The following is a 25,017-nucleotide window of genomic DNA, read 5'->3' on the forward strand; positions in this document are numbered from 1 at the left end:
CTACTGCTGCAGCGCGTTATGCGGCAGATGCAGCAACAACCGGATCAACTCCGGCTGCCGGTTCGTCGACGTCTTCTGGTAGATCGACCGCAACTGCTTTCGCACCGTCTCGTGCTGCGTCCCCTGCGCCTGCGCGATCTGCTTGAGCGACAGGCCCTCGGCCAGCAGCGTCGCGATGCGGCACTCGGCCGGCGTCAGCCCGAACACCGCGTACAGCAGGCCCGAGTCGATCGCGGGCGCCGAGCCCGGGTGGTAGAACAGCAGCATCACCACCGGCCGCAGCCCGAAGGTGCCCATCGCCCCCTGCGGCGACAGCACCGTGTAGAAGGCATAGAGCGATTCCTCGCCCGTTTCCGGCGTGACGTGCAGCGAGCGGAAGTCGCTCGCCACCGGCCCGGCCGGCGCCACGTCGGCTTCGGCGGCGGCCTTCTTCAACTCGCGCTCCAGTTCGGCCGCGCCCTGCAGCAGCTGCTGCAGCTGCCGCTTCGGCAATTCGAGGCGCCCCTCGACCACGCGCACCAGTCGGGTCGACCGCAGCAGTTCCCGCGCCGCCTCGTTGCTGTGCATCACCTCGCCGCCCGGCGTCATCAGCACCACCGGCTGGCGCAGCTTGTTCACCAGCAGGTGCCCCACCAGCGCCTGCGTGGAATAGACGAAGTTGCGGATGCCGATGCGGCAGGCGCGCTGCAGGTGCGGCAGCAGCCGGTCGAGGAACTCCTGCGCCGCGGCCGGCAGCGGCCCCTGCGCGACGCCGCGCAGCGTGGAGAACACCACCGTCGCGTCGGGCGTCTCCACCAGCTTGCAGGCCGTCATGTAGCGCCGGTCGTAGGGCACCAGGAACTCCTGGTAGAACGGGTTGGTGGCCACCTCCTCCTCGGTGACCACGTCCTGGCAGTGCGTCCACTGGCCGACGTCCTTCTCCACGATGGCCGACCAGCGCGGGTCCATGAAGCGGTACTTCTGGATGTAGGCCAGCTCGCCTTCCACCGGCATGTTGGCGCCGTCGCTGTACGACAGCGTGCCGTGGTGCCGGTCGATCGCCAGCATGTGGATCGACTTCACGTCGAGGGCGGGTTGCAGTTCGTCGTAGACGCGGCGCCAGCGCCCGGGGTGTTCCGCCGCGTCGTAGATGAGGTCGATGAAGCGCTGGAAAGAAGCGTCCGAGAAATCCATGACTCCCTTGTTCTCGCGGGCCCGGACGGCCGCGGCGCGAGTCTAGCCCCAGCCGGCGGCAGGCCAGGGAAGGGTAGGTCCGCTTGCCACGCCCGTAGAATCCGCCTCGTCCCGCGGGCCTCATGTCCGCGGGCCGACCGCACCTTTCATGACCGTTCCGTCCCGGCCACCGCTGTGGCTGCTGGTCCTGATCACCATCAGCGGCACCATGGCGATGCACATGTTCGTGCCCGCCCTGCCCGACGCCGCGCGCGGCCTGCGCACCACGGCGGGCGAGATGCAGATGGCGATCAGCATCTACATCATCGGCCTCGCCGGCGGCCAGCTGGTCTACGGGCCGCTCTCCGACGCGCACGGGCGCCGCCCCACGCTGCTGTGGGGCCTGGCCATGTACGCCGCCGGCGGGCTGGCCGCCGCGCTCGCGCCCAACCTCACGACGCTGCTCGCGGCGCGCCTCGTGCAAGGCCTGGGCGGCTGCGCCGGCCTGGCGCTCGGGCGCGCCATCGTGCGCGACACCTCGGCCCCCGAAGGCGCGATCCGCCAGCTGGCGCTGCTGAACCTGATCATCATGGTGGGGCCGGGCCTCGCGCCCATGGTGGGTGGCGCCGTGTCCTCGGCCCTGGGCTGGCGCGCGATCTTCGTCGTGCTGGCGGCCGGCGGCGCCGTGACGGTCTTCTTCGCCTGGCGCCGCCTGCCCGAGACCGGCCGGCCCACCGGCACCTTCGGCCTGCGTGTGATGCTGCGCGACTACGCCGAGCTGCTGCGCTCGCGGCGCTTCGTGGGCTACGCGCTGGGCGGGGGCATGCTCACGACCTGCATCTACGCCTTCCTCGCCGCCTTTCCCTTCATCCTCACCAACGAGCTGCACGAGCCGGCGCACGCGATCGGCCTGTACGCGGGGATCATCCTGTTCGGCATGGGGATCGGCAACGCGATCACGGGCCGGCTGATCCGCAGCGTGCCCGGCGAAGTGCTGCTGCGCATCGGCAACGGCGTGGCCTTGGCCGCGGCCTCCGCGTACCTGGCCCTCGTGGTCACCGACACGATGGCGGTGTGGAACGTCATCGCGGCGCTGCTGCTCTTCACCAGCGGCATCGGCATGACCAGCCCCGCGGCCCTGGGCAAGGCGATCAGCGTCGACCCGCGCCTGACGGGCGCGGCGGCGGGCCTGTACGGCTTTTCGCAGATGGCATCGGGGGCGGTGTCCACGTCATTGGCGGCACTGGGCGATGATCCGGCGCTGGCCTCGGCCCTCGCCCTGACGGGCGTGGCGCTGGTCGCGCTGGTGGCGTTCAGCGTGTCGCTGCGGGCGGAGCGGCGCGCCTCGACCGAAACACTGCAGGAGAACGAGAGATGAAACACGAAACGGACGAGACCTGGCGCGCGCGCGTCCACCTGGCCGCGGCCAACCGCCTGGCGGTCTACGACGACCTGGAGGAGGGCATCGACAACCACTTCACCATGCGCGTCCCGGGCCAGGAGGACCGCTACCTGGTCCTGCCCTTCGGGCTGCACTGGTCCGAGGCGCGGGCCAGCGACCTGATCGTGTTCAACGAGGCAGGCGAGGTGCTGGAAGGCGACGGAACCCTGGAACTGAGCGCGCTCAGCATCCACGCGCCGCTGCACCGGATCACGGGCGCGAACGTCATCCTCCACACCCACCAGACCTGGGCGCTGGCGCTGAACATGCTCGAGGACAACCGTCTCCTTCCAGGGAGCCAGACGGCCGCGTTCATGACGCGGCACATCGCCTACGACGACGGGTACACGGGGCTGGCGGATTCGCTGGGCGAAGGCGAGCGCCTCGCCTCCGTGCTGGGCGACAAGCAGATCCTGTTCATGAAGAACCACGGCGTGCTGGTCGTCGGCGACACCGTCGCGCAGGCGTACCGGCGCCTCTACAAGCTGGAGCGGGTCTGCCGCGCCCAGGTGCTGGCGATGTCGACGGGCCGGCCGCTCGCGCTGCTGGACGAGGCGATGGTGAAGAAGGTCGAGACGCCGAACCCGCACGACAGCCACTCGCGCGCGGAGCGGGAAGAGCTCTACTTCGCCGCGATGATGCGGGTGCTGGACCGGGAGATGCCGGGGTACGCGGACTGAGTCGCCGGGTCGCGACGCGTCTTCGTCTGGCCGCCCCAGTCAACCGATCCAGTCATGCCGCCGCGGCGGCCGGCTGGCGAAGGGCAGGCGCCGGAGCAGCGGCGGAACGTCGGTTCCGCTGGCGGCCCGGGCCACGAGGAGCGTTCCCGCGATGGAAGCGGCGATGCGCACTGGAATGGAGGGGTGCCGCCGCGTGGCGAGCCAGAGCCCCAGGCCGGCGGCGAGGGCGAGCCAGTGCTCGCCGGGGATGTTGGGGCGGGTTCGGTCGAAGCGCTTCGCTTTTTCGAGCAGTCCTTGCGGCATGAGGGGTCCTCGGGAGAGCCGTGGATTTTGCAAGTGGGCGCCGGAGCCGGGGGGCCGAGGTAACGAAATTCCGGATCGGCCGAGTACGGCACGCGCCGCGGCGGGGCAGTCGGGCCGCCGAGGCGTCAACGCTCCCCGAGGGAGCGGGACAGCCACTCGATCTCGTTCGTCCAGATCCCTCCCGCGTAGCCGTGCGGCAAGCGGGCAAGATCCTCCGGCGTGTCGATGCCCGACGTGAATCCGCCGGCGTAGGGGCCGATCGCAACCAGTTCGCTGTCCGCACGCTCCAGGCGCTGCTGGAGCCGGCCGGGCCAGCCCCACAGCAGGAAGCCGAGGTTGACGGGCACCAGCACGACGGAATGCCTGCAAGCGCGCGGAACATGTCCGCTCCAGCCCAGGGCGAGGTAGCCGAGCAGGCAGGATTGGAGGCTCGCGCGCGAGCTGGTCCGCACGCCGGGCAGCAAGTCGCGGACGCGCCCGACCGGCTCGTCGCCTCCGTACACGGCCAGCATCCGGCGCCGTGCCGCCGGGTACTTGCCCAGGGCCGCCGCCAGCCTGGCGCCTTCGCTCGGGTCCCGGCTCTTCACGTTGACCAGGAAGCGGCGCCCGGGGAAGGTCGCGAGCACTTCGTCCAGCGACGGCATCAAGCCGACGCCCCGCCCTCGGAACGGATACGTCCTGCCGCCGTCGGCCGTGTAGCCGTAGCCGACATCGAGCTGCTTCAGTTGCGCCATGGTGTGGGCGCGTGTCTCGCCGTGCCCGTTCGTGCGGCAATCGAGAGTCCAGTCGTGGAACACGGCGAACTGGCCATCCGTGGTCGGATGGACATCGATCTCGACGACATTCGCGCCGGCCGCGAAGCTCGCGCGGATCGAGGGCAACGTGTTCTCCAGCAGGGCGTGCTGCGGCGGCAGCATCCGCTCCGCGGTGCACGTGTCGTTCTTCAGTCCGCGTTCGTCGAAACGCTGCGCGATGCCGCGATGCGCGAACAAGGTGGCACGGGCACGAGGGTCCGGCGGGAGGTCCCTGTTGCCCCACCAGAGGGCAAGCGCAGCGGCGGCCAGGGCGAGCATGAGCAGTCGTCCAGGGGAGGGCATGCCCACGAGCTTACGGCGGCTGGTCGCGGCCGGGAGCAGGCCGATGCCGCGGGATCATCGGACGGCACGCCAGCCCTGGCCCCGACGGTGGAGGACTCCCCGCAATCCCGCTTAGAATCCGCTCCTGTCCCGCGGGCGTCGTTCAATGGCAGGACCTGAGCTTCCCAAGCTCAAGACGTGGGTTCGATTCCCATCGCCCGCTCCATCCCCTCGTTCCCGCAACTTCACTTCCACTCGACCAGGACCTCCCGGTACGCGGTCGGGCCGATGTTGCGCGCCTTGTGGGTCGCGGGGACCTTCACGCCCCTGCCGATCTCGGACATCACTTCGATGACGCCGTCCTGGACCTTCAGTTCGAAGACGCCGCCGGTCGGCACGTCGAAAACGCCGCAGTCCTTGCCATGCTCGTCGAAGATGTGCAGCGGCGCGCCGGCGATCGCGTACCACATGTACGAGCGCTCGTGCGTGTGGACCGGGGTCTCCTCGCCGGGCTCCGCTGCGTCCTCGCGGCTCGTGGGCAGCCTCAGGACGTCGCGTTCATGCTGTCACGCTTGCGGCAAGACGCCAAGCCCCTCGCGGCGCGCGGGTTGTCTCGCACCCGTGCGAACCGGCATCACAGCCCGGCCGTTGTAATGGGATCGACTGCACACCACGCACCTGACCAGCGCGCGGCCATTGCATGCCGCAGCTCACTTCGCCGGCAACGCGATCCCCGGGAAGATCTTGATCACCGCGCTGTCATCCTCCCGCCCGAATCCCGCCGTCGACGCCTGCATGAACATCTGGTGCGCCGTCGACGCCAGCGGCAACGGAAACTTGCTCGCCCGCGCCGTGTCCAGCACCAGCCCCAGGTCCTTCACGAAGATGTCCACGGCCGAGAGCGGGGTGTAGTCGGCCGCGAGCACGTGGGCCATGCGGTTCTCGAACATCCAGCTGTTGCCGGCGCTGTGGGTGATGACGTCGTACAGCGCCTCCGGGTCCACGCCCTCGCGCAGGCCGAGCGCCATGGCTTCCGCGGCCGCGGCGATGTGCACGCCCGCCAGCAGCTGGTTGATGATCTTGACCTTGCTGCCGGCGCCGGCGCGGTCGGCCAGGCGGTAGACCTTGCCGGCCATGGCGTCGAGGACGGGGTCTGCCACGGCGTAGGCCTCGGGCCTGGCCGCGCTCATCACGGTCATCTGGCCGCTGGCCGCCTTGGCGGCGCCGCCGGAGATGGGCGCGTCGACGTAGTGGATGCCCAGCGCCTTCAGGCGCGCCTCCAGCGCGATCGACCAGTTCGGGTCCACGGTGGAGCACATGACGAAGACGCTGCCGGGCGCCATCGCGGCGGCGGCGCCGTCCGGGCCGAAGAGGACTTCCTCGGTCTGCTGCGCGTTGACGACCACGCTGACCACGACCTGGCAGGCGCGGGCCACCTCGGCCGGGGTGGCGCAGGCCACGCCGCCTTGCTCGGCGAAGGCGGCCGCCACGCCGGGGCGGACGTCGCACACATGCACTTCGTAGCCGCGCGTGCGCAACGTCTTCGCCATGCCCGCGCCCATGGCGCCCAGGCCGATCAGGCCTGCCTTGTTCTTCGTCTCCATGCTGCCTCCTCGTGAGCCCGCATCATGACACCGGGCCCGGCTTCATCGGATTCTTCCTACACCGCGCGGTGGGGGACGGTGCGTAGCATGGCGCGATGAGCAACACGACCATTCCCCATCATCCTGGTGCGCCCGGGCGGAAGTCGGAGCGCATCGACGTCACTTACGACTACGCCGTCTGCGCCTGGGCGCGGCACTTCAATGTGAGCGAGAAGAGGGTGAAGGAGGCGGTGAAGGCCGTGGGGAATGAGGCGGAGAGGGTGCGCGAGCATTTGCGCAAGGGAGCGGAGAGGCCGTCGGCCTAGGCAGTGACGCTGAAGACCTGGCGCAGGTAGGCCAGGAAGGTTTCGTCGGTGGCCAGCGTCTTGCCTGGCGTGTCCGACAGCTTCGCCACCGGCTGCCCGTTCGCTTCCACCAGCTTCATCACGATGTTCAGCGGCTGCAGGCCGACGTCGTTGGTCAGGTTCGTGCCGATCCCGAAGCCCAGTTGCACGCGGTCGCCGAAGTGGCGGTACAGCGCGATCGCCTTGGGCACGTCGAGGCTGTCGGAGTAGACCAGGCGCTTGCGCTGCGGGTCGATGCGCAGCTTCTCGTAGTGCGCCAGCGCCTTCTCGCCCCACGCGACCGGGTCGCCGGAGTCGTGGCGCAGGCCCTCGAACAGCTTGGCGAAGTAGAGGTCGAAGTCGGCCAGGAAGGCGTCCATGCCCACCGTGTCGGTCAGCGCGATGCCCAGGTCGCCGCGGTACTCCTGCACCCACTCCTCCAGCGCCGCGCGCTGGAAGTCGCGCAGCCGCACGCCCACCGCCTGGAAGGTCTGCAGGTACTCGTGGCCCATGGTGCCGATCGGCACGATGTCCAGGTCGCGCGCCAGCAGCACGTTGGAGGTGCCCTTGAAGAGCGCCGGCAGCTCGCGCGCCAGCGTGCCCACCACCTCGCGCTGCCAGTCGCGGCCGAAGCGCCGGCGCACGCCGAAGTCGAAGAACTCGAAGGGGTTCGCCAGCGGTGGCTCCGCCGCGAAGGCGCGCAGTTGCGCCAGCTTGGCGGCGAGGCGCCGGCGGCCTTCGGCCAGCGCCGCGGCCGCGTCGAAGCGGCGGAAGTACAGCTCGTTGACGATCGCCAGCACGAAGATCTCGAAGGCCATCACGTGCACCTGCGGCCCGCGCGCCTCGATGCGCAGGTGCTCGCCGTCGGCCCAGGCACGGATGAAGTCGCGCTGGAAATGGAAGATGCGCAGGAAGTCGACGAAGTCGCTGCGGATGAAGCGCAGCCCGCCCAGGAAGTCCAGCTCGTCGCGGCGGAAGCGCAGGTCGCATAGCGCGTCGAGCTCCGCGTTCACCTCGTCCACCAGCTGCGCGAGCGGATACGCCGGCTCGTTGCGGCAGACGAAGCGGTACAGCGCCTGCGTCTGCGGGTGCCGGTGCAGCATCGGCTGCCACATGGTGAACTTGTAGAGGTCGGTGTCCAGCAGGCTCTGGATCACGGGTGCGGAGGCCATGGGCGGAGTGTGGCAAGAAAAAGGGCCCCGCGTGGGGGCCCTTCCGTGTCGCTTCGCCGGGGCTCAGCCGCCTTCGCTGTCGTGGCGCTTGTCCGCCGGCATCGGCGTGCTGCCGCCCGGCATGCCGCCGCCCTGCGGGTAGCCGCCGGTGGGCCACTCGCCGGGCTCGGTGCGTTCCCGCGCCTGGTCGCCCATGTTCTGCGCCATCTGCCGCATCTCGCCGGACTTCTCCTTGCCCTTGGCGTACCACTTGTTCAGGATCTCCGCGGCGGTCTCGCGCCCGCCCAGCCCGAAGGCCAGGCCCAAGCCGAGGGCCAGCGCGCCCACCACCGCCATGAACAGCGTGTTGACCAGTTCGGTGGCGATGCCCAGCTGGTTCACCGCGACGACGATCGCGAAGGCCCACACGACCACCGAGGCGGCCTTGGACAGGAAGTTGGCGTTGCTCAGGCCTGCTTCGCTGGCCGCGCCGCGCACGACGTTGCTCAGGCCGCGCGCCGCCAGGCCGCCGATCACCAGCACCACCAGCGCCACGACCACGTTCGGCAGCCACAGCAGCAGTTGCCGCAGCACTTCCGACACCGCGGGCAGGCCCAGCGCGTCGAAGGCCACCACCAGTGCGATCAGGCGAACGAACCACTTGACGACGAGGCCGATCATGCCGGCGGCGTCGGTGTTCATCCCCATCTTGCGGATGAAGTCGGTCAGGCCCGCCCGCTGCGACAGGTCGTTGAAGTGGATCGAGCGCAGGACGGCCGCCAGCCCTCGCTCGATCAGCGAGGCGATGAACCAGCCGGCGACGATGATCAGCAGGAAGCCGATGATCTTCGGGATGGCCGAGAACAGCAGGGCCATCGCTGCCGCGAGCGATGTGAACATCGCGTCGCTCCATTCAGTGACCTGGACGGGCATGGAAATCTCCAGAGAGGTTTTGTGGACTTCCTCACACTCTCGTCCCCGGCGCCGCCCGGCCGCGTCGGCTTTGTAAAGCGTTGGCTGTAGGAGCGCGCTGCGGCGGGCGGCGCCGCCCGGCCGTGGATTCGCTCGCCAAACGCTGGATGATGGTATACCATCGGACAGAATACATCCCACCGCCCTCCCGGAGACTCCATGAGCATGCTTTCCCAGGCCCGCCGCCTCGCCGGCGGCAAGACCTTCGTCCGCGGGCTCGCCGCCTGCGCCGCCGCCCTGCTGGCCAGCCAGGCCGCCCTGGCCGCCTGGCCGGAGAAGCCGATCACGCTCGTGGTGCCCTTCGCACCGGGCGGCAGCTCCGACAACGTGGCGCGCACGATCGCGCCGCTGCTGTCCGAAAAGCTGGGCCAGCCCATCGTGATCGAGAACGTCGGCGGCGCCGGCGGCGTGCTGGGCACCCAGCGCGCGGTGCGCGCCGCGCCGGACGGCTACACCATGCTGGTGGGCTCCGGCTCGGAGATCCTGATCAACAAGGTGATCAATCCCAAGCTGTCCTACGACGGCATCCGCGACCTGACGCCGGTCACCTTCATCGCCACCGGCCCGATGGTGCTGGTAGGCAAGCCGGGCCTGCCGCCGGCCAACGTGCCCGACCTGATCCAGTACGCGCGCAGTCGCCCCGGCGCGCTGAGCTACGCCTCGGCCGGCAACGGCACGCCCATGCACGTGGCGGGCGAGCTGCTGAAGATGCGCGCGCAGATCCAGATGACGCACGTGCCCTATCGCGGCGCCTCGCCCGCGCTGGTGGACGTGATGGGCGGGCAGGTGGACCTGGCCGTTTCGACGCTCAGCGCCGCGCAGCCCTACATCCGCTCCGGCAAGCTGAAGGCCTACGGCGTCACGGGCGCCAAGCCCTCCGAGCTGGCGCCCGACCTGCCGGCGCTGGGCCAGGTGAAGGGCCTCGAGGGCTTCGACCTGGGCGTGTGGTTCGGCCTGTTCCTGCCGGCGAAGACGCCGTCGGACATCGAGCGCAAGGTGGAAGCCGCCACGCAGCAGGTGATGGCCGATCCGGCCGTGCGCAAGAAGCTGGCCGACCTGGGCCTGAGCGCGTCCGGCGCCTCCGCCGATGCGCTGCGCAAGTTCATGGCCGCCGAAGTCGAGAAGTACCAGGCCGTCGTCAAGGCCGCCCACATCACCGCCGAATGACCCGCCAGAGCGACACCATGAACCACGGCATCCGCAAGATCGTCCACTACACCGAGGAAACGCTGATCGAGGGCGGCAAGGAAGCACCGCGCCCGCTGAAGCTGTTCGCCGCCGCCGCGGTGCTGCGCAATCCCTGGGCGGGGCGCGGCTTCGTCGAGGACCTGAAGCCCGAGATCCAGGCCATCGCGCCGGTGCTGGGCGAGCTGCTCACCGCGCGCATCCTCGCGCTGGCCGGCTCCGGCGACGCGATCGAGGGCTACGGCAAGGCCGCCGTCGTCGGCACCGCCGGCGAGGTGGAGCATGCGTCGGCGCTGATCCACACGCTGCGCTTCGGCAACCATTACCGGCGCGCCGTGGGCGCGAAGAGCTACCTGAGCTTCACCAACGTGCGCGGCGGCCCCAACTGCGCGATCTCCATCCCGATGATGCACAAGGGCGACGAGGGCATGCGCTCGCACTACCTCACCGTGCAGTTCGCGATCAACGACGCGCCGGCGCCCGATGAAATCGTGGTCGCCCTGGGCGCATCCATCGGCGGCCGGCCGCACCACCGCATCGGCGACCGCTACCAGGACCTCAAGGACCTGGGCAGCAATGAAGCCTGAGCCCGGCACCGTCTCCGCCAAGGCGGGCGGCACGGCCTACACCGTCGCCGGCTCGGGCGAGCCCGTGGTGCTGGTCCACGGCGTCGGCATGGCGCGCGCGATCTGGGCGCCGCAGGTGCAGGCGCTGGCGCGCGAGTTCCGCGTGATCAGCTACGACATGCTGGGGCACGGCGACAGCGACATCCCGCCGGAAGGCGTGACGCTGGCGCAGTACGCCGCCCAGCTCGCGGCGCTGCTGGACCACCTGGACATTCCTGCCGCCAACGTCGTCGGCCACTCGATGGGCGCGCTGGTGGCGCTGGAGTTCGCGCTGGCCTATCCGCGGCGCACGCTGCGCGTCGCGGCGCTCAACGCGGTGTTCCGGCGCACGCCGGAGCAGCGCGCCGCCGTGCTCGCGCGCGCCGACGCGCTCGCCACCAGCGGCCTCGCCAGCACGATCGCGCCGACGCTGCAGCGTTGGTTCGGCGACCCGCCGCCGCCGCACCTGCAGGAGGCCGCCGCCGAGACAGAAAGGCTGCTGCGCTCGGTGAATCCCACCGGCTACGCGCGCACCTACCGCCTGTTCGCGACTTCGGACCGCGCGCACGCGGGGCGGCTGGCGGAGCTCGCGATGCCGGCGCTGTTCTTCACCGGCGAGCACGACCAGAACTCCAGCCCAGAGATGTCGCGCGCGATGGCGCAGCTGGCGCCGCGCGGGCGCGTCGAGGTGCTGGAAGGCGCGCGCCACATGATGAACGTGACGCATCCGGCGCGCGTCAACGCTTCGCTGCGTGCGTTCCTGTCGGGCGAAGCCGCATAATCGCGGCCCATGTCCACCGCGCCGGCTCCCCTGCTGAAGGTCGATCGCAGCGCCAAGACGCTGCGCGCGCTGTCGCTGGAGAAGATGCGCTCCGCCATCCTGGGCGGGCACTTCAAGCCGGGCGAGCGGCTGGTGGAGCGCAGCCTGTGCGAGCAGCTGGATGTCAGCCGCTCCATCGTGCGCGAGGTGCTGCGCCACCTCGAGGCCGAGGGGCTGGTGGAGTCCATCCCGCACCAGGGGCCGGTGGTCGCGTCGCTGAGCGCCGACCAGGCCGCCGAGATCTACGAGATCCGCGCGCTGCTGGAGGGCCATGCGGCCAGGCTGTGCGCGGAGCGCGCCAGCGATGCCGCGCTGAAGCAGCTGGCCGAGTTCAATGCGCGCATCCAGCAGGCCTTCGACGCCGGCGACTTCCACGAGGTCGTGGCGCGCACGACGGCGTTCTACGAGGCACTGTTCGCCGCCGCCGGCCTCGCGATGGCCTGGGGCATCGTGCAGTCGCTCAATGCGCGCATCAACCGCCTGCGCCTCATGACCATCAGCTCGCCGGGGCGGCAGAAGGAAGCGGCGTCGGAGATGGAGCGCATCCTGAAGGCGCTGCGCAAGCGCGATGCGCAGGCGGCGCAGCAGGCCGCCGAAGACCACGTGCGGCGCGTCGCCGAGATCGCGGGCAGCCGGCTCGCGCCGGCCGGCCGGCCTACTTGAGCACGTCCCCCAGGCAGAGATACTTCATCTCGACGTATTCGTCGATGCCGTGGCTGGACCCTTCGCGGCCCAGCCCCGACTGCTTCACGCCGCCGAAGGGCACGTGCTCGGTCGAGATCAGGCCGGTGTTGATGCCCACCATGCCGTACTCCAGCGCTTCGCTCACGCGGAAGATGCGGCCGACGTCGCGGCTGTAGAAGTAGCTGGCCAGGCCGAACTCGGTGTTGTTCGCGGCGTCGATCGCCTCCTGCTCCGTCTTGAAGCGGAACACCGGCGCCACCGGGCCGAAGGTCTCCTCGCGCGCGCAGAGCATGTCCTGCTTCGCGTCGGCGATCACCGTCGGCTCGAAGAACTGGCCCTGCAGCTTCTTGCCGCCCACGACCACCTTGCCGCCCTTGTCCAGCGCGTCGGCGATGTGGCGCTGCACCTTGTCGACGGCGGCTTCCTCGATCAGCGGGCCCTGCAGCACGCCTTCCTCGAACCCGTTGCCGACCTTGAGCGACTTGACCTTGGCGGCGAGCTTCTGCACGAAGGCGTCGTACACGCCGTCCTGGACGTAGAGGCGGTTGGCGCACACGCAGGTCTGGCCGGCGTTGCGGTACTTGCTGGCCATGGCGCCCTCGACGGCGGAGTCCAGGTCGGCGTCGTCGAACACGATGAAGGGCGCGTTGCCGCCCAGTTCCAGCGAGAGCTTCTTGATGCTGGGCGCGCTCTGCGCCATCAGGATGCGGCCGACTTCCGTGGAGCCCGTGAAGCTGATGTGGCGCACCGTGTCGCTGGCGCAGAACACCTTGCCGATGGCGATGCTGTTGGCCCCGTCGGCCGTGAGCAGGTTGAGCACGCCGGCCGGGATGCCGGCGCGCATCGCCAGTTCGGCCGCGGCGAGGGCGGTGAGCGGGGTCAGCTCGGCCGGCTTGATCACCACCGGGCAGCCGGCGGCCAGCGCCGGGGCGACCTTGCGGGTGATCATCGCCAGCGGGAAGTTCCAGGGCGTGATGGCGGCGCAGACGCCGATCGGCTGGCGGATCACCAGCACGCGCTTGTTGTTGTCGAAGGTGGGCAGGGTCTCGCCCTGCACGCGCTTGGCTTCCTCGGCGAACCACTCGACGAAGCTGGCGCCGTAGGTGACCTCGCCTTTCGCCTCGGCGAAGGGCTTGCCCTGTTCGGCCGTCATCAGGCGGCCCAGGTCTTCCTGGTTGGCCATCAGCAGCTCGTACCACTTGCGCAGGACCAGGCTGCGCTCCTTGGCGGTCTTGCTGCGCCAGGCCGGCCAGGCCGCGTTGGCGGCGGCGATCGCCTGCTCGGCTTCCTTCGCGCCGAGGTTGGCCACGTCGGCCAGCTTGGCGCCGGTGGCGGGGTCGTGCACGGCGAAGCGCGAGGCGCCCTTGAGCCACTGGCCGCCGACGAGCGCGTCGGTCTTCAGCAGGCTGGGGTCCTTCAACAGGGAGAGGGGAGAGGTCTTCATGTCCATGGCTGGCTCCGGGGGTCTGGGTCTGGCCCGATGTTAGCGCCGGCACCATGACCCTTATCCTCGAGCACCGATGGACTCCCTGATCTCCGCCTCCGCCCGTGCGCTGGCCGCCGGCGACGCGCTCGGCGCGCTCAAGCGCGTCGCGCTGCGCGACGACCCGGCGGCTCTGGCGCTGCGCGGCATCGCGATGGCGCAGCTGGGCGAGCACGCGCGCTCGCGCGAGCTGCTGCGGCGCGCCGCGCGGGCCTTCGGTCCGCACGAGCAGCTGGCCCGCGCGCGCTGCGTTCTTGCCGAGGCCGAGGTGGCGCTGGCCATGCGCGAGCTGGGCGGGTCTTCGCGTGCGCTCGAGGCCGCGTCGGCGACGCTCGAGAAATACGGCGACCGCGGCAACGCGCTGCATGCGCGCCTGCTGGCGGCGCGCCGTGCGCTGCTGATGGGGCGCCTGGCGGAAGCGGGTGGCCTGCTGGCGTCGGTGGATGCCGCCAGCCTGTCGCCGACGCAGGCCGCGGTGGCCGAACTCGCGGCCGCCGAACTGGCCTTGCGCTCGTTGCGCTGCGGCGCGGCGCGCGCGGCGCTGGGGCGGGCGCACCAGGCGGCGTTCCGCGCGGGCATTCCCGCGCTGATCGCGGAAGTGGCGCAGGCGCGCAGCGCCCTGGAGCGGCCGGCCGCGCGGCGCGTCGCCGCCGGCGCCGCGGTCCCCTTGCAGCTGCACGAGGTGGAAGCCTTGCTCGCGTCCGATGCCCTGGTGCTGGACGCCTGCCGCCGCGGGCTGGCGCGCGGCGGCGCTTGGCAGCCGCTGGTGCGCCGGCCGATCCTGTTCGCGCTGGCGCGCATGCTGGCGGAAGCCTGGCCGGCCGACGTGGAGCGCGATGCCTTGATCGCCACGGCGTTCCGAACCCGCCGGCCCGACGAGACGCACCGCGCGCGCTTGCGCGTGGAGATCGGCCGCCTGCGCGCGCTGGTCAAGGGCATGGCGGGCATCGAGGCGACGCCGCGCGGCTTCGTGCTGCGGCCCCGGGACGCGGCGGAGGTGGTGGTGCTCGCACCTCCCATCGATGGCGAGCAGGCTTCGGTGGTGGCGCTGTTGTCCGACGGCGCGCGCCTGGTCCACGTCGGCCCTCGCGCTCGCGCTCGACGCGAGCCAGCGCACGGTGCAGCGCGCGGTCGCCGAGCTCGAGGCGGCCGGCCAGGTGCGCGCCATCGGGCAGGCGCGGGCGCGCCGCTGGGTCGCGGCGCCGCTCGTGGATTTCACGACAATCTTGTTACTCCCCGCTTCGCTGCCCGGTGCGTAGAGTCCTTTCCACCGCCTGAGCGCAGGCACGAGAGGAACCCGAGATGCCCGACACCACCCCCGGCCAGGCGCTGGCCCCCAACCCCGCTTCGTACCCCCCGGCGCGCCGCGCCGAGGTCGTGCGCGAGTTCGGTCCCTTCGCGGGGGCCAGCTCGATCGCCGGCGTGAGCCACGACGGCCACGCCGTCTGGGCGGCCGCCGGCACGCAGCTGCTGGCGATCGATCCGCGGTCCGGCGAGGTCACGCGCTCGCTGCCCTGCGCCAGCGACGCCGGCACCGCCTTCGACGGCAAGCACCTGTGGCAGATCGCGCAGGCGCGCATCCACAAGCTCGATCCCGCGACCGGCCGGGTGCTGACCTCGATTCCCGCGCCCGCGGAGGGCGGCGACTCGGGCCTGACCTGGGCCGAGGGCAGCCTGTGGGTGGGCCACTACCGCGGCCGCAAGATCCACCAGGTGGACCCGGAGACCGGCGCCATCCTGCGGACCATCGAATCCAACCGCTTCGTCACCGGCGTGACCTGGGCCGAAGGCGAGCTGTGGCACGCCACCTGGGAAGGCGACGAGAGCGAGCTGCGCCGCATCGACCCGGAGAGCGGCGCCGTGCTGGAGCGCCTGCAGATGCCGGAAGGCGCGTTCGTGAGCGGGCTCGAGTCGGACGGCGGCGACCTCTTCTACGCGGGAGGCGGCGGCAGCGGGAAGGTGCGCGCCGTGCGGCGGCCCAGGGCCCGCGGCTGAACCCCGGGAGCCAGCCACGACCGCTGTCTCCCTCTCCGGCGCCCCGCATTCGATCCTGCCGGACGCGCCATGGACCGAGGCGCGCCTCCTTCAGCGCCGTGCCGGGGCTTTCGACCTCGCGGCTGCCGGGCTCTTGCCGCCGCGGGGCGCCGACGCTTTCAGGATTTCGCCGAGCTGCTGCGCTATGTCGGGGAAGGACGCGGCCACGTGGCGCACCCCCTCCGCGGCCCTGCTGCGCCATCCCGGCCCGCGGCTCATGAGGTCGCTGGCAGCCGCCTGCAGCGCCGCCGGCGAGCGCTGCAGTCCGTACTGCGCGAGGGCGGCCACCTGGCCGGCGTCCTTGACGATCTTGGTGCGGAAGGCCTGCTCGCGCTCGCCCATGATCACCAGCTTGTGCATGGCATAGCGCATGGGCGAGGGGATGTTCACCAGCACGGCCTGCTCGCCGGAAATGAGCACCGTCTGCGTGGTGTGCTCCAGCGAGAACTCCATGAACTTCAGTGGCTGCAGGTTGACGTTGAGGGGCTCGTACAGGTAGGCGTCGTCCTTGCGGCCGGCCGTGGTGAGCAGGTCGACGCGGATGTCCTTGCGCGCCGAGATATAGGTGGCCGCGGGCCCCGCCGTGAGGGAATGCTGTGGCAGCAGGCCCATCTCCAGGGAGGTGATCGCGTCGTGCATGTCGGCGCGCGCATTCTCCGCAAGCGCGATCGAGACGTTCTTGCCGGCATGGGCCACATCGACGTCGCTGGTGCGCCAACTGCTGGCCCAGCGCACCCCGAGCATGTTGGCCATCGCGATGAAGGCGTGGGTGCCGATGAGGACGCCGCCGGCGCGGAAGAATCCGTGCTCGGCCATGCGGTTCACCACCGCGAAGTGCTGGGCGATGACCGTCATGCATCCCAGCGCGGCGCAGGCACCGGCCAGGCCGCCCAGGTCGCGCGGAGGCCGCGACTTGCCTTCGCCATGAAGGCGGATCAGGCGGGCGAGCCGGTCGTCGTCGGGGCCCAGGTAGATCTGGCGATTCACGCCCTGCAGGTCGCGCACCTGCCAGTACCAGTAGTCGCGCCCCTTCACCGTCTTGCGATGGAACGAACCGGGCAGGTCGCTCAGCGAGCGGTCGAAGGCGGCCGCCTGCACCTGCTCGAAGAGCTCGGCGAAATTGGTCTGAGCCGCGGGCGACAGGTCCGTGAAGAGGCGGGCAGGCTCGGCCATGGTTATCCTGCGATCGATGAAGTTGGCAGTATAACCTGGTTATACTGCGGATCGGAAGAGGCGCAGTATAACTCGGCCTTGTCGCAGCCGCCGGACCAGCGCGACGGAAGCGGGCCACGGCGGAGGGAGAGCCCTTGTGGACAGGCGCGGCAGGTCCCGAAACCTATAATCAAAGGTTCAGTTGGACCCCCCATGACCGCACCGAAATTCACCGTCGCCGACATCCGCCAGACCTTCCTGGACTTCTTCAAGGACCGGGGTCACACGGTGGTGGCCTCCAGCCCGCTCGTGCCGGCGAACGACCCGACGCTGATGTTCACCAACTCGGGCATGGTGCAGTTCAAGGACGTGTTCCTCGGCACCGACAAGCGCCCGTACGTGCGCGCGGCCTCGGTGCAGGCCTGCCTGCGCGCGGGCGGCAAGCACAACGACCTGGAGAACGTGGGCTACACGGCGCGGCACCACACCTTCTTCGAGATGCTGGGCAACTGGTCCTTCGGCGACTATTTCAAGCGCGACTCGATCAAGTGGGGCTGGGAACTGCTGACGCAGGTCTACAAGCTGCCGGCGGAAAGGCTCTGGGCCACCGTCTACATCGACGACGACGAGGCCTACGACATCTGGACCAAGGAAATCGGCCTGCCGCCCGAGCGCGTGGTGCGCATCGGCGACAACAAGGGCGCCAGGTACGCCAGCGACAACTTCTGGATGATGGCCGACACGGGCCCCTGCGGCCCCTGCTCGGAGATCTTCTACGACCACGGCCCGGAGATCCCCGGCGGCCCGCCCGGCAGCCCGGACGCCGACGGCGACCGCTACATCGAGATCTGGAACCACGTGTTCATGCAGTACGACATGCAGCCGGACGGGTCGGTGAAGCCGCTGCCCGCGCCCTGCGTGGACACCGGAATGGGCCTGGAGCGGCTGGCGGCGATCCTGCAGCACGTGCACAGCAACTACGAGATCGACATCTTCGAGGCGCTGATCCAGGCCGCCGCGCGCGAGACGAAGACCAGGGATCTTGTCAACCCCTCGCTGCGCGTGATCGCCGACCACATCCGCGCCACGTCCTTCCTGGTCGTCGACGGCGTGATCCCGTCCAACGAGGGCCGCGGCTACGTGCAGCGGCGCATCATCCGCCGCGCGATCCGCCACGGCTACAAGCTGGGCCAGAAGAAGCCCTTCTTCCACAAGCTGGTGCCCGACCTCGTGAAGCTGATGGGCGAGGCCTATCCGCACCTGGCCGCCGCGCAGCAGCGCGTGATGGAGGTGCTGAAGGCGGAGGAAGAGCGCTTCTACGAGACGCTCGCCAACGGCATGGAGATCCTGGACGCGGCGCTCGCCGGCGGCCAGAAGGTGTTCCCCGGCGAAGTCGCCTTCAAGCTGCACGACACCTACGGCTTCCCGCTGGACCTGACGCAGGACGTCTGCCGCGAGCGCGAGGTGACGGTGGACGTGGCCGGCTTCGACGCCGCCATGGACAAGCAGAAGGCCGCGGGCCGCGCCGCCGGCAAGTTCAAGATGGACCGCGTGCTGGAGTACGCGGGCGAGGTCAACAAGTTCGTCGGCTACGAGAAGCTGGAAGAGGGCGCCCGCGTGGTGGCCCTGTACGCCGAGGGCACGGCGGTGGACGAACTGCGCGCCGGCCAGGACGGCATCGTGGTGCTGGACACCACGCCGTTCTACGCGGAGAGCGGCGGCCAGGTCGGCGACGCCGGCGTGCTGGAGTTCGGCGGCTTCCGCTTCGAGGTGGAGGACACGCAGAAGATCAAGGCCGACGTCTTCGGCCACCACGGCCACCTGGCGCAGGGCGTGCTGAAAGTGGGCGACCAGGTCGTCGCCAAGGTGGACATGAAGCGCCGCGCGGCGACCATGCGCAACCACAGCGTCACGCACCTGATGCACAAGGCGCTGCGCGAGGTGCTGGGCGGGCACGTGCAGCAGAAGGGCTCGCTGGTCGACGCCGAGAAGACGCGCTTCGACTTCACGCACAACGCGCCGGTCACGCCGGAGCAGGTGCGCGAGATCGAGGCCCGCGTGAACGCGGAGATCCTGGAGAACCACGCGACGCAGGCGCGCGTGATGGACATCGAGTCGGCCAAGGCCACGGGCGCCATGATGCTTTTCGGCGAGAAGTACGGCGAGACCGTGCGCGTGCTGGACATCGGCTCCAGCCGCGAACTGTGCGGCGGCACGCACGTGCAGCGCACCGGCGACATCGGCCTGTTCAAGGTCGTGAGCGAAGGCGGCGTGGCCGCGGGCATCCGCCGCATCGAGGCGGTGACCGGCGCGAACGCGCTGGCCTACCTGCAGCAGCTGGAGTCCACGGTGCAGACGGTCGCCGGATCGCTGAAGGCGGCGCCGACGGAACTGCAGGGCCGCGTGTCGCAGGTGCTGGAGCAGGTGCGCTCGCTGGAAAAGGAAGTCGCGCAGCTCAAGGGCAAGCTGGCGTCCTCGCAGGGCGACGAGCTGGTCGCCCAGGCGGTGGACGTCAAGGGGGTGAAGGTGCTGGCCGCCCGCCTGGAAGGCGTGGACGCCAAGGCGTTGCGCGACACGATGGACAAGCTGAAGGACAAGCTGAAGTCCGCCGCGATCGTCCTGGCGACGGTCGACGGCGCCAAGGTCCAGCTGGCCGCGGGCGTCACGGCCGACAGCATGGGCAAGGTCAAGGCCGGCGAACTCGTCAATTTCGTGGCGCAACAGGTCGGCGGCAAGGGCGGCGGCAAGCCGGACCTCGCGATGGCCGGCGGCACGGACGCGAGCAAGCTGCCGGGCGCCTTGCAATCGGTGCAGCAATGGGTCGCGGAGCGGGTATGACCGGACGTTCTCCCTCTCCCCTTCGGGGAGAGGGCCGGGGTGAGGGGCAGGGAGTGTCGCGGCGGCTCGTCGTCGCGGGTGCCCTGGGCTTCTTCCTGCCGGCGCTGCACGCCCAAGGCAAGCTCGAACAGCTCTCCCCGTCGACGCCGCTGCCTCCCTGGCAAGCCCTCGACCTCGAAGGCCGGTCCCACCCCATCCCCGCCTCGGGCAAGCCGACGGTGGTGAACTTCTGGGCGTCCTGGTGCGAGCCGTGCCGCACCGAGATGCCGCTGCTGCAGCAGATGGCGGATTTCTACAGCGACCGCCTGGTGCTCCAGGCGGTGAACTTCAAGGAACGCGCCAACACGGTGCAGCGCCACGTGCGCAACTCGGCGTGGACCGTGCCGGTGCTGCTGGATCCCACCGGGGCCGGCGCGCAGGCCTGGGGCGTCAAGGTGTTCCCGACCACGATCGGCTTCGACGCCCAGGGGCGCCCCCGCTGGCGCGTCGTCGGCGAATACGACTGGAGCAGCACCGAAGCAGGCAAGTTGGTGGAAGGGCTTTGGCGCTGACCGGATAATCCGCGCCATGAGCACCCGCCGCCACTTCCTCCAGTTCGCCGCCGCCAGCGGCGTCCTCGCGTCCTCCCCGCTCGCCTTCGCGCAGCAGCGACAGGTCGTGCTGCAGCCGGGCCGCTGGCGCACCTTCGACGTCACCACGCGCGTGGACGTCAACATGTCGCAGGGCGCCACGCGCGTGTGGCTGCCGATGCCCTCGGTGAACACGCCCTGGCAACGCTCGCTGGAAAGCAGCTTCACCAGCAACGGCCAGGCCGACCGCATCGCCGACGGCCAGGAAGGCGCCGGCATCCTGCAGGTCGACTTCGACGCGAAGACGGAGCAGCCCTTCGTGGAGCTGACCAGCCGCGTGCAGACGCGCGACCGCGCGGTCGACTGGCAGCGCAAGACGCCGGAGCAGATGGATGCCGCGAGCCGCGCCTGGTGGACGCGCCCGACGACGCTGATCCCCACCGACGGCATCGTGCGCGAGACGGCGCTCAAGGCGACCGGCAACGCGCGGACCGACGAGGAGAAGGTCCGGCGCATCTACGACTGGGTGGTCGGCAACGCCTGGCGCGAGCCGCAGGTGCGCGGCTGCGGCGAGGGCGACGTCAAGACCATGCTGGAGACGGGCAACCTGGGCGGCAAGTGCGCCGACATCAACGCGCTGTTCGTGGGCCTGTGCCGCGCGGCCGGCGTGCCGGCGCGCGACGTCTACGGCGTGCGCCTGGCGCCCTCGGCCTCGGGCTATCGCACGCTGGGCGGCAACCCGTCCAACCTGAAGGGCTCGCAGCACTGCCGCTCCGAGGTCTTCCTGCAGGCCCACGGCTGGGTGGCGATGGACCCGGCGGACGTGGCCAAGGTGATGCGCGAGGAAACGGGCAGCTGGATCAAGTCGGTCAAGGATCCGCTGGTCGCGCCCGTGTACCAGGCGCTGTACGGCGGCTGGGAAGGCAACTGGGTCGGCTTCAACATGGCGCACGACGTCGCGCTGCCCGGCTCGCGCCTGGGCAAGCTGGGCTTCCTGATGTATCCGGTGGCGGAGGACGAGCAGGGACGGTTCGACTCGTATGCGCCGGACGATTTCAAGTACCAGATCACGGCGCGCGAGCTGAAGGCCTGACCGGAATTCCTCCCTCTCCCGCGAGCGGGAGAGGGAGCAGGTTCAGACCTTGCGGAACACCACGTCCCACACGCCGTGGCCCAGCTTCAAGCCGCGGTTCTCGAACTTCGTGAGCGGCCGGTAGGCCGGCTTCGGCGCGAATCCCTCCGCCGTGTTGCGCAGCGCCGGCTCCGCCGACAGCACCTCCAGCATCTGCTGCGCATACGGCTCCCAGTCCGTCGCGCAGTGGATGTATCCACCCGGCTGCAGCCGCGGCAGCAGCTTCGCCACGAACGCCGGCTGCACCAGCCGCCGCTTGTTGTGCCGCGCCTTGTGCCAGGGATCGGGGAAGAAGATGTGCACGCCGGCGAGCGACGCCGGCGGCAGCATGTGTTCCAGCACCTCCACCGCATCGTGCTGCACGATGCGGATGTTCGTGAGGCCCTGTTCGCCGATGCGCTTGAGCAAGGCGCCGACGCCCGGCGTGTGCACTTCGCAGCAGAGGAAGTTCTTCTCCGGCAGCAGCCCGGCGATGTGCGCCGTCGCCTCGCCCATGCCGAAGCCGATCTCCAGCACCGTGGGCGCCGCGCGGCCGAACACCTGCGCGAGGTCGACGGGCTGCGGCTGGTAGGGCAGCACGTACGTCGGGCCCAGGGTCTCGATGGCCTTGGCCTGGCCCGTGGTGGTGCGGCCGGTGCGCAGCACGAAGCTGCGGATGCCGCGCCGGGGGGGCACGCTCTCGGGCGTGTTCTCGGGATCGCTCATGTGCCGATTGTCCCCGACCAGGCGCGCACGGCGGCGGCCAGCCAGTCGGCCAGCGAGGTGGCCGGAGGCACCTGCAAGCCCAGCACGGATGCGGCCTGCGCGAGCGCGGCAAGCGGGTCGCGCAGTTCCAGCGCCGCCGCGCCGTTCTGCTTGGAGAGCTTCTCCCCGTTGGCGCCCAGCACCAGCGGTGTGTGCAGGTAGGCGGGCGTGGAGAAACCCAGCGCGTGCTGCAGCAGGATCTGCCGCGGCGTGTTGTCCGCGAGGTCCTCGCCGCGCACGACGTGGGTGATGCGCTGCTCGGCGTCGTCCACCACCACGGCCAGCTGGTACGCGAACAGCCCGTCCGCGCGCTTCAGCACGAAGTCGCCCACGGCCGCCGCCACGTCCTGCGCCTGTGCGCCGAGGCGGCGATCCTGCCAAGGGAGCACGCCCGGCTCGACGCGGAAGCGCCAGGCGCGCGCCGCCTTGCCCTGCAGGCCCTCGCGGCAGGTGCCCGGATACACGAGTTCCCCATGGCGCGTGCGCTCGCGCCCCAGCGCGTGCAGCGCTTCGGCGATGTCCTTGCGCGAGCAGGCGCAGGGATAGGCCAGGCCTTCGGCCACGAGCCGGTCGAGCGCCTGCTGGTACAGCGCTCCGCGCCGCGACTGCCATTGCGGCGGCTCGTCCGGCTGCAGCCCGCAGGCGGCGAGCTGGCGCATGATCTCCTGGTCCGCGCCGGGCACGCAGCGGGGCGTGTCCACGTCCTCGATGCGCACCAGCCAGGTGCCGCCGTGCGCGCGCGCATCGAGCCAGCTGGCCAGCGCCGCGACCAGCGAACCCGCGTGCAGGGGCCCGGTCGGCGAAGGCGCGAAACGTCCGCGGTAGCCGGCCATGGCCTCAGGCGGGACGATGGCGGTGCAGCAGCGCCTCGCGCGTGGCGGGGCTTTCCAGCTGCGCCAGCCACCATTGCAGCGCGCGCCCCGGTCCCAGGTTGCCGCCGGTGCGCCAGGCGTAGCCCAGGCGGATGGCGCGCCGGCTGATGCGCTGGAGCTCGCGCGCGACGAGGCGGCCGCTCTCGAGATAAGGGCGCGCGAGCGGCTCCGGCAGGAAGCCGCCGCCGATGCCGCGCAGCTGCGCATCGAGCTTGGCCGCCATGTTGGCGACGGTGAAGACGTCCTGCCCCGGCAGCAGCGAGAAGGTCATGGCCTGGCCGCGCTGCGGCGTGGTGTCGGCCACGGCGACGGCGCGGTGGCGCACCAGCACCTCGTCGCGGATCGGCTCCGGCGCGCTCGCGAGCGGATGGTGCGGGGCGACGCAGAAGACGAAGCCGAGGTCGCCGAGGTCATGGCTCTGCACGCCCGGCGTGGTGCCCGGTTCGAGCAGGACGCCCAGCGCCAGGTCGGCGCGGCCGGAGGTCAGCGCCTCCAGCGTGCCGGCCAGCGCCTCGTCGCGCAGGCGCAGGCGCGTGGTGGGCGCGAGCGCGTAGAAGGCCTCTGCGAGTTCCAGCACGGTGGAACAGGACAGGGCCGTGTCGACGGCGACGGTGAACTCCGCCTCCCAGCCGGTGGCGACGCGCCGCACGCGGTTGGCCATCGCGTCGATGTCCTGCAGCAGCTGCTGGCCCGCGCACAGCAGCTCGTTGCCCGCCGCCGTGAGGCGCGCCTGGCGCGAGCTGCGGTCGAACAGCAGGACGTCGAGCGCGTCCTCCAGCTGCCGGATCCGGTAGGTCACGGCGCTGGGCACCAGGCCCAGCCGCCGGGCGGCCGCGGCGAAGCTGCCGTGGTCGGCCACGGCCTGCACGAGGCCCAGGGCATCGGGGGTCAGGACGTCGCGAGGATTCAAAGCATTTGAATGATGCCATCAAAACCGGGGGGACGTCAGGAGCCATGCGGCGCCTACATTTGAATCCATTCAAAGGAATTGACCATGCTGAGTGTTCGCAAATCCCAGGACCGCGGCTATGCCGACCATGGCTGGCTCAAGTCGTTCCACAGCTTTTCCTTCGCGGGCTACTACGACCCGGAGCACATGGGCTTCGGCAACCTGCGCGTGATCAACGAGGACCGCATCGCCCCCGGCACCGGCTTCGGCACGCACGGCCACCGCGACATGGAGATCATCAGCTACGTGCTCTCGGGCGAGCTGGCGCACCGCGACACGCTGGGCAACATCAAGGGCATCCCGCCCGGCGACGTGCAGCGCATGAGCGCCGGCAGTGGCGTGATGCACAGCGAGTTCAACCACGCGAAGGACCGCACGACGCACTTCCTGCAGATCTGGATCGAGCCCAACGTGACCGGCATCGAGCCCGGCTACGAACAGAAGCGCTTCGGCGACGAGGAGAAGCGCGGCAGGCTGCGCCTGGTCGCCTCGCCCGACGGCGCCGAAGGCTCCGTGCTGATCCACGCCGACGCGCGGATGTATGCCGGCCTGTTCGACGGGGCGGAATCCGCGACGCTGCCGCTGGACCCGACGCGCGCCGCCTACGTGCACCTGGTGCGCGGCGAGCTGGAGGTCAACGGCACGCGCCTGGCCGCCGGCGACGCCGCCAAGCTGCAGGGCGAGACCGCCGTTTCGCTCGCGCAGGGCAAGGACGCCGAGGTGCTGGTCTTCGACCTGGCGCTGCACTGATTTTTCTGCAACCGTTCCACCACAGAGGAGAACCCATGGCCACCGCCACCACCACCACCCTGACCACCCCCAGCGGCGCCTTGCCCGCTTCCGGACTGCAGGACACGCTCGCGCTGATCGGGCGCATCGTGCTCGCCTGGTTCTTCGTGCCCGCCGGCTGGGGCAAGATCGCCGGCTTCGCCGGTACGGTGGGCTACGCCACCTCGGCCGGCCTGCCCATGCCGCAGGTGGGGGTGGCCATCGGCCTCGCCATCGAACTGATCGGCGGCCTGATGCTGCTGGTGGGCTTCAAGACCCGCTGGGCCGCGCTCGCGCTGGCGCTGTTCACCGTCGTCGCCGCGTTCTTCTTCCACAACTACTGGGCGATGCCGGAAGCGCAGCAGATGATGCAGAAGCTGAACTTCACCAAGAACCTGGCGATCGCCGCCGGCCTGCTCGCCTTCGCCGCCTTCGGCGCCGGCCGCTGGAGCATCGACGGGCGCCGCGCCACGGTCTGAT

25 protein-coding genes, 1 tRNA gene and 1 pseudogene are annotated in these 25,017 nt (G+C 70.6%); 15 read left to right on the top strand and 12 right to left on the bottom strand.

What is annotated here, in order from left to right:
* Window positions 1-1,173, bottom strand: coding sequence for a helix-turn-helix transcriptional regulator (locus ACY0MJ_RS06905; RefSeq protein WP_462637609.1), 1,173 nt, complete (start codon window positions 1,171-1,173; stop codon window positions 1-3).
* A gap of 148 nt (window positions 1,174-1,321) precedes the next feature.
* On the opposite strand from ACY0MJ_RS06905, the gene ACY0MJ_RS06910 reads away from it, so the two are divergent.
* Both ACY0MJ_RS06910 and ACY0MJ_RS06915 read left to right on the top strand, forming a co-directional pair.
* Window positions 1,322-2,530, top strand: a complete 1,209-nt coding sequence (locus tag ACY0MJ_RS06910; protein WP_462637610.1) for a multidrug effflux MFS transporter — start codon at window positions 1,322-1,324, stop codon at window positions 2,528-2,530.
* Entirely contained in the window at window positions 2,527-3,273 is a 747-nt protein-coding gene (locus ACY0MJ_RS06915; protein WP_462637611.1) for a class II aldolase/adducin family protein, read from the top strand. Before ACY0MJ_RS06910 ends, ACY0MJ_RS06915 begins: the two co-directional genes overlap by 4 nt.
* A 39-nt stretch (window positions 3,274-3,312) precedes the next feature.
* On the opposite strand, the gene ACY0MJ_RS06920 is transcribed toward ACY0MJ_RS06915, so the two are convergent.
* Together ACY0MJ_RS06920 and ACY0MJ_RS06925 are read right to left on the bottom strand one after the other, a co-directional pair.
* Window positions 3,313-3,576, bottom strand: coding sequence for a hypothetical protein (locus tag ACY0MJ_RS06920; protein ID WP_462637612.1), 264 nt, complete (start codon window positions 3,574-3,576; stop codon window positions 3,313-3,315).
* 125 nt (window positions 3,577-3,701) lie between these two features.
* Window positions 3,702-4,649 carry a glycerophosphodiester phosphodiesterase family protein gene (locus ACY0MJ_RS06925; protein WP_462637613.1) on the bottom strand — a complete coding sequence of 316 codons (948 nt, stop codon included), beginning with the start codon at window positions 4,647-4,649 and terminating at the stop codon, window positions 3,702-3,704.
* Between the two features lie 155 nt (window positions 4,650-4,804).
* On the opposite strand from ACY0MJ_RS06925, the gene ACY0MJ_RS06930 reads away from it, so the two are divergent.
* Window positions 4,805-4,878, top strand: a tRNA-Gly gene (locus ACY0MJ_RS06930).
* A 19-nt stretch (window positions 4,879-4,897) separates the two neighbouring features.
* On the opposite strand, the gene ACY0MJ_RS06935 is transcribed toward ACY0MJ_RS06930, so the two are convergent.
* Both ACY0MJ_RS06935 and ltnD read right to left on the bottom strand, forming a co-directional pair.
* A complete protein-coding gene (locus ACY0MJ_RS06935; protein ID WP_462637615.1) occupies window positions 4,898-5,122 on the bottom strand; it encodes a hypothetical protein in 225 nt (74 codons plus the stop codon).
* A gap of 240 nt (window positions 5,123-5,362) precedes the next feature.
* Window positions 5,363-6,256 (bottom strand): L-threonate dehydrogenase, encoded by an 894-nt coding sequence (ltnD, locus tag ACY0MJ_RS06940; protein WP_462637616.1) that lies wholly within the window; start codon window positions 6,254-6,256, stop codon window positions 5,363-5,365.
* A 95-nt stretch (window positions 6,257-6,351) separates the two neighbouring features.
* Here ltnD and ACY0MJ_RS06945 point away from each other — a divergent pair, with 95 nt between their 5' ends.
* The gene (locus ACY0MJ_RS06945) at window positions 6,352-6,561 is read left to right on the top strand and encodes a DUF3606 domain-containing protein (RefSeq protein WP_462637617.1); all 210 of its coding nucleotides are present in this window, start codon (window positions 6,352-6,354) and stop codon (window positions 6,559-6,561) included.
* Here the strand turns inward: ACY0MJ_RS06945 and pncB are convergent.
* Both pncB and ACY0MJ_RS06955 read right to left on the bottom strand, forming a co-directional pair.
* The gene (gene pncB / locus ACY0MJ_RS06950; protein WP_462637618.1) at window positions 6,558-7,751 is read right to left on the bottom strand and encodes a nicotinate phosphoribosyltransferase; all 1,194 of its coding nucleotides are present in this window, start codon (window positions 7,749-7,751) and stop codon (window positions 6,558-6,560) included. The genes ACY0MJ_RS06945 and pncB overlap by 4 nt on opposite strands.
* A 63-nt stretch (window positions 7,752-7,814) precedes the next feature.
* Window positions 7,815-8,663: a mechanosensitive ion channel family protein gene (locus tag ACY0MJ_RS06955; protein WP_462637619.1), complete on the bottom strand. Its 849-nt coding sequence runs from the start codon at window positions 8,661-8,663 to the stop codon at window positions 7,815-7,817.
* A gap of 198 nt (window positions 8,664-8,861) precedes the next feature.
* Between ACY0MJ_RS06955 and ACY0MJ_RS06960 the strand changes: the two genes are divergently transcribed.
* From ACY0MJ_RS06960 to ACY0MJ_RS06975, 4 genes are read left to right on the top strand one after another with little or no spacing between them, the layout of a single operon-like run.
* A complete protein-coding gene (locus tag ACY0MJ_RS06960) occupies window positions 8,862-9,869 on the top strand; it encodes a Bug family tripartite tricarboxylate transporter substrate binding protein (protein WP_462637620.1) in 1,008 nt (335 codons plus the stop codon).
* Window positions 9,870-9,886: 17 nt separating this feature from the next.
* A complete protein-coding gene (locus ACY0MJ_RS06965) occupies window positions 9,887-10,474 on the top strand; it encodes an amino acid synthesis family protein (protein WP_462637804.1) in 588 nt (195 codons plus the stop codon).
* Complete coding sequence (locus ACY0MJ_RS06970; RefSeq protein ID WP_462637621.1) at window positions 10,464-11,273, top strand: alpha/beta fold hydrolase; 810 nt, start codon at window positions 10,464-10,466, stop codon at window positions 11,271-11,273. Before ACY0MJ_RS06965 ends, ACY0MJ_RS06970 begins: the two co-directional genes overlap by 11 nt.
* A 9-nt stretch (window positions 11,274-11,282) precedes the next feature.
* Window positions 11,283-11,975, top strand: coding sequence for a GntR family transcriptional regulator (locus ACY0MJ_RS06975; protein WP_462637622.1), 693 nt, complete (start codon window positions 11,283-11,285; stop codon window positions 11,973-11,975).
* Here ACY0MJ_RS06975 and ACY0MJ_RS06980 read toward each other — a convergent pair.
* The gene (locus tag ACY0MJ_RS06980) at window positions 11,968-13,446 is read right to left on the bottom strand and encodes an NAD-dependent succinate-semialdehyde dehydrogenase (RefSeq protein WP_462637623.1); all 1,479 of its coding nucleotides are present in this window, start codon (window positions 13,444-13,446) and stop codon (window positions 11,968-11,970) included. The two genes, ACY0MJ_RS06975 and ACY0MJ_RS06980, sit on opposite strands and share 8 nt — an antisense overlap.
* Window positions 13,447-13,516: 70 nt before the next feature.
* Here ACY0MJ_RS06980 and ACY0MJ_RS06985 point away from each other — a divergent pair.
* Window positions 13,517-14,738, top strand: a pseudogene (locus ACY0MJ_RS06985) (helix-turn-helix domain-containing protein).
* 43 nt (window positions 14,739-14,781) lie between these two features.
* The gene (locus ACY0MJ_RS06990; protein WP_462637624.1) at window positions 14,782-15,474 is read left to right on the top strand and encodes a Vgb family protein; all 693 of its coding nucleotides are present in this window, start codon (window positions 14,782-14,784) and stop codon (window positions 15,472-15,474) included.
* A gap of 90 nt (window positions 15,475-15,564) precedes the next feature.
* Here ACY0MJ_RS06990 and ACY0MJ_RS06995 read toward each other — a convergent pair whose 3' ends face one another.
* Window positions 15,565-16,686: a GSU2403 family nucleotidyltransferase fold protein gene (locus ACY0MJ_RS06995; RefSeq protein ID WP_462637625.1), complete on the bottom strand. Its 1,122-nt coding sequence runs from the start codon at window positions 16,684-16,686 to the stop codon at window positions 15,565-15,567.
* Between the two features lie 192 nt (window positions 16,687-16,878).
* Here ACY0MJ_RS06995 and alaS point away from each other — a divergent pair, with 192 nt between their 5' ends.
* Genes alaS through ACY0MJ_RS07010 form a run of 3 tightly spaced genes read left to right on the top strand, consistent with a single transcriptional unit; the run spans window position 16,879 to window position 21,165 of the window.
* Complete coding sequence (gene alaS, locus ACY0MJ_RS07000) at window positions 16,879-19,503, top strand: alanine--tRNA ligase (protein ID WP_462637626.1); 2,625 nt, start codon at window positions 16,879-16,881, stop codon at window positions 19,501-19,503.
* Window positions 19,504-19,556: 53 nt separating this feature from the next.
* Complete coding sequence (locus ACY0MJ_RS07005; protein WP_462637627.1) at window positions 19,557-20,054, top strand: TlpA family protein disulfide reductase; 498 nt, start codon at window positions 19,557-19,559, stop codon at window positions 20,052-20,054.
* Between the two features lie 16 nt (window positions 20,055-20,070).
* On the top strand, window positions 20,071-21,165 hold the full coding sequence (locus tag ACY0MJ_RS07010; protein ID WP_462637628.1) for a transglutaminase-like domain-containing protein: 1,095 nt from the start codon (window positions 20,071-20,073) through the stop codon (window positions 21,163-21,165).
* Window positions 21,166-21,207: 42 nt separating this feature from the next.
* Here ACY0MJ_RS07010 and trmB read toward each other — a convergent pair whose 3' ends face one another.
* From trmB to ACY0MJ_RS07025, 3 genes are read right to left on the bottom strand one after another with little or no spacing between them, the layout of a single operon-like run.
* Entirely contained in the window at window positions 21,208-21,909 is a 702-nt protein-coding gene (trmB, locus tag ACY0MJ_RS07015) for a tRNA (guanosine(46)-N7)-methyltransferase TrmB (protein WP_462637629.1), read from the bottom strand.
* Window positions 21,906-22,781 carry a tRNA glutamyl-Q(34) synthetase GluQRS gene (gene gluQRS / locus ACY0MJ_RS07020; RefSeq protein WP_462637630.1) on the bottom strand — a complete coding sequence of 292 codons (876 nt, stop codon included), beginning with the start codon at window positions 22,779-22,781 and terminating at the stop codon, window positions 21,906-21,908. The genes trmB and gluQRS overlap by 4 nt, the downstream gene beginning before the upstream one ends.
* 4 nt (window positions 22,782-22,785) lie before the next feature.
* On the bottom strand, window positions 22,786-23,730 hold the full coding sequence (locus ACY0MJ_RS07025) for a LysR family transcriptional regulator (protein WP_462637631.1): 945 nt from the start codon (window positions 23,728-23,730) through the stop codon (window positions 22,786-22,788).
* Window positions 23,731-23,814: 84 nt separating this feature from the next.
* Here ACY0MJ_RS07025 and ACY0MJ_RS07030 point away from each other — a divergent pair, with 84 nt between their 5' ends.
* Window positions 23,815-24,519: a pirin family protein gene (locus tag ACY0MJ_RS07030; RefSeq protein WP_462637632.1), complete on the top strand. Its 705-nt coding sequence runs from the start codon at window positions 23,815-23,817 to the stop codon at window positions 24,517-24,519.
* A gap of 35 nt (window positions 24,520-24,554) precedes the next feature.
* Window positions 24,555-25,016 (top strand): DoxX family protein, encoded by a 462-nt coding sequence (locus tag ACY0MJ_RS07035; RefSeq protein WP_462637633.1) that lies wholly within the window; start codon window positions 24,555-24,557, stop codon window positions 25,014-25,016.
* Window position 25,017 lies beyond the last annotated feature (1 nt).

The organism is Ramlibacter sp. bp-362 (assembly GCF_054956735.1).

Excerpts from the sequence above, each read along its gene's own strand:
- ACY0MJ_RS06905 (WP_462637609.1), bottom strand. The coding sequence starts at position 1,173 with ATGGATTTCTCGGACGCTTCTTTCCAGCGCTTCATCGACCTCATCTAC.
- ACY0MJ_RS06910 (WP_462637610.1), top strand. The coding sequence starts at position 1,322 with ATGACCGTTCCGTCCCGGCCACCGCTGTGGCTGCTGGTCCTGATCACC.
- ACY0MJ_RS06915 (WP_462637611.1), top strand. The coding sequence starts at position 2,527 with ATGAAACACGAAACGGACGAGACCTGGCGCGCGCGCGTCCACCTGGCC.
- ACY0MJ_RS06920 (WP_462637612.1), bottom strand. The coding sequence starts at position 3,576 with ATGCCGCAAGGACTGCTCGAAAAAGCGAAGCGCTTCGACCGAACCCGC.
- ACY0MJ_RS06925 (WP_462637613.1), bottom strand. The coding sequence starts at position 4,649 with ATGCTCGCCCTGGCCGCCGCTGCGCTTGCCCTCTGGTGGGGCAACAGG.
- ACY0MJ_RS06935 (WP_462637615.1), bottom strand. The coding sequence starts at position 5,122 with ATGTGGTACGCGATCGCCGGCGCGCCGCTGCACATCTTCGACGAGCAT.
- ltnD (WP_462637616.1), bottom strand. The coding sequence starts at position 6,256 with ATGGAGACGAAGAACAAGGCAGGCCTGATCGGCCTGGGCGCCATGGGC.
- ACY0MJ_RS06945 (WP_462637617.1), top strand. The coding sequence starts at position 6,352 with ATGAGCAACACGACCATTCCCCATCATCCTGGTGCGCCCGGGCGGAAG.
- pncB (WP_462637618.1), bottom strand. The coding sequence starts at position 7,751 with ATGGCCTCCGCACCCGTGATCCAGAGCCTGCTGGACACCGACCTCTAC.
- ACY0MJ_RS06955 (WP_462637619.1), bottom strand. The coding sequence starts at position 8,663 with ATGCCCGTCCAGGTCACTGAATGGAGCGACGCGATGTTCACATCGCTC.
- ACY0MJ_RS06960 (WP_462637620.1), top strand. The coding sequence starts at position 8,862 with ATGAGCATGCTTTCCCAGGCCCGCCGCCTCGCCGGCGGCAAGACCTTC.
- ACY0MJ_RS06965 (WP_462637804.1), top strand. The coding sequence starts at position 9,887 with ATGAACCACGGCATCCGCAAGATCGTCCACTACACCGAGGAAACGCTG.
- ACY0MJ_RS06970 (WP_462637621.1), top strand. The coding sequence starts at position 10,464 with ATGAAGCCTGAGCCCGGCACCGTCTCCGCCAAGGCGGGCGGCACGGCC.
- ACY0MJ_RS06975 (WP_462637622.1), top strand. The coding sequence starts at position 11,283 with ATGTCCACCGCGCCGGCTCCCCTGCTGAAGGTCGATCGCAGCGCCAAG.
- ACY0MJ_RS06980 (WP_462637623.1), bottom strand. The coding sequence starts at position 13,446 with ATGGACATGAAGACCTCTCCCCTCTCCCTGTTGAAGGACCCCAGCCTG.
- ACY0MJ_RS06990 (WP_462637624.1), top strand. The coding sequence starts at position 14,782 with ATGCCCGACACCACCCCCGGCCAGGCGCTGGCCCCCAACCCCGCTTCG.
- ACY0MJ_RS06995 (WP_462637625.1), bottom strand. The coding sequence starts at position 16,686 with ATGGCCGAGCCTGCCCGCCTCTTCACGGACCTGTCGCCCGCGGCTCAG.
- alaS (WP_462637626.1), top strand. The coding sequence starts at position 16,879 with ATGACCGCACCGAAATTCACCGTCGCCGACATCCGCCAGACCTTCCTG.
- ACY0MJ_RS07010 (WP_462637628.1), top strand. The coding sequence starts at position 20,071 with ATGAGCACCCGCCGCCACTTCCTCCAGTTCGCCGCCGCCAGCGGCGTC.
- trmB (WP_462637629.1), bottom strand. The coding sequence starts at position 21,909 with ATGAGCGATCCCGAGAACACGCCCGAGAGCGTGCCCCCCCGGCGCGGC.
- gluQRS (WP_462637630.1), bottom strand. The coding sequence starts at position 22,781 with ATGGCCGGCTACCGCGGACGTTTCGCGCCTTCGCCGACCGGGCCCCTG.
- ACY0MJ_RS07030 (WP_462637632.1), top strand. The coding sequence starts at position 23,815 with ATGCTGAGTGTTCGCAAATCCCAGGACCGCGGCTATGCCGACCATGGC.
- ACY0MJ_RS07035 (WP_462637633.1), top strand. The coding sequence starts at position 24,555 with ATGGCCACCGCCACCACCACCACCCTGACCACCCCCAGCGGCGCCTTG.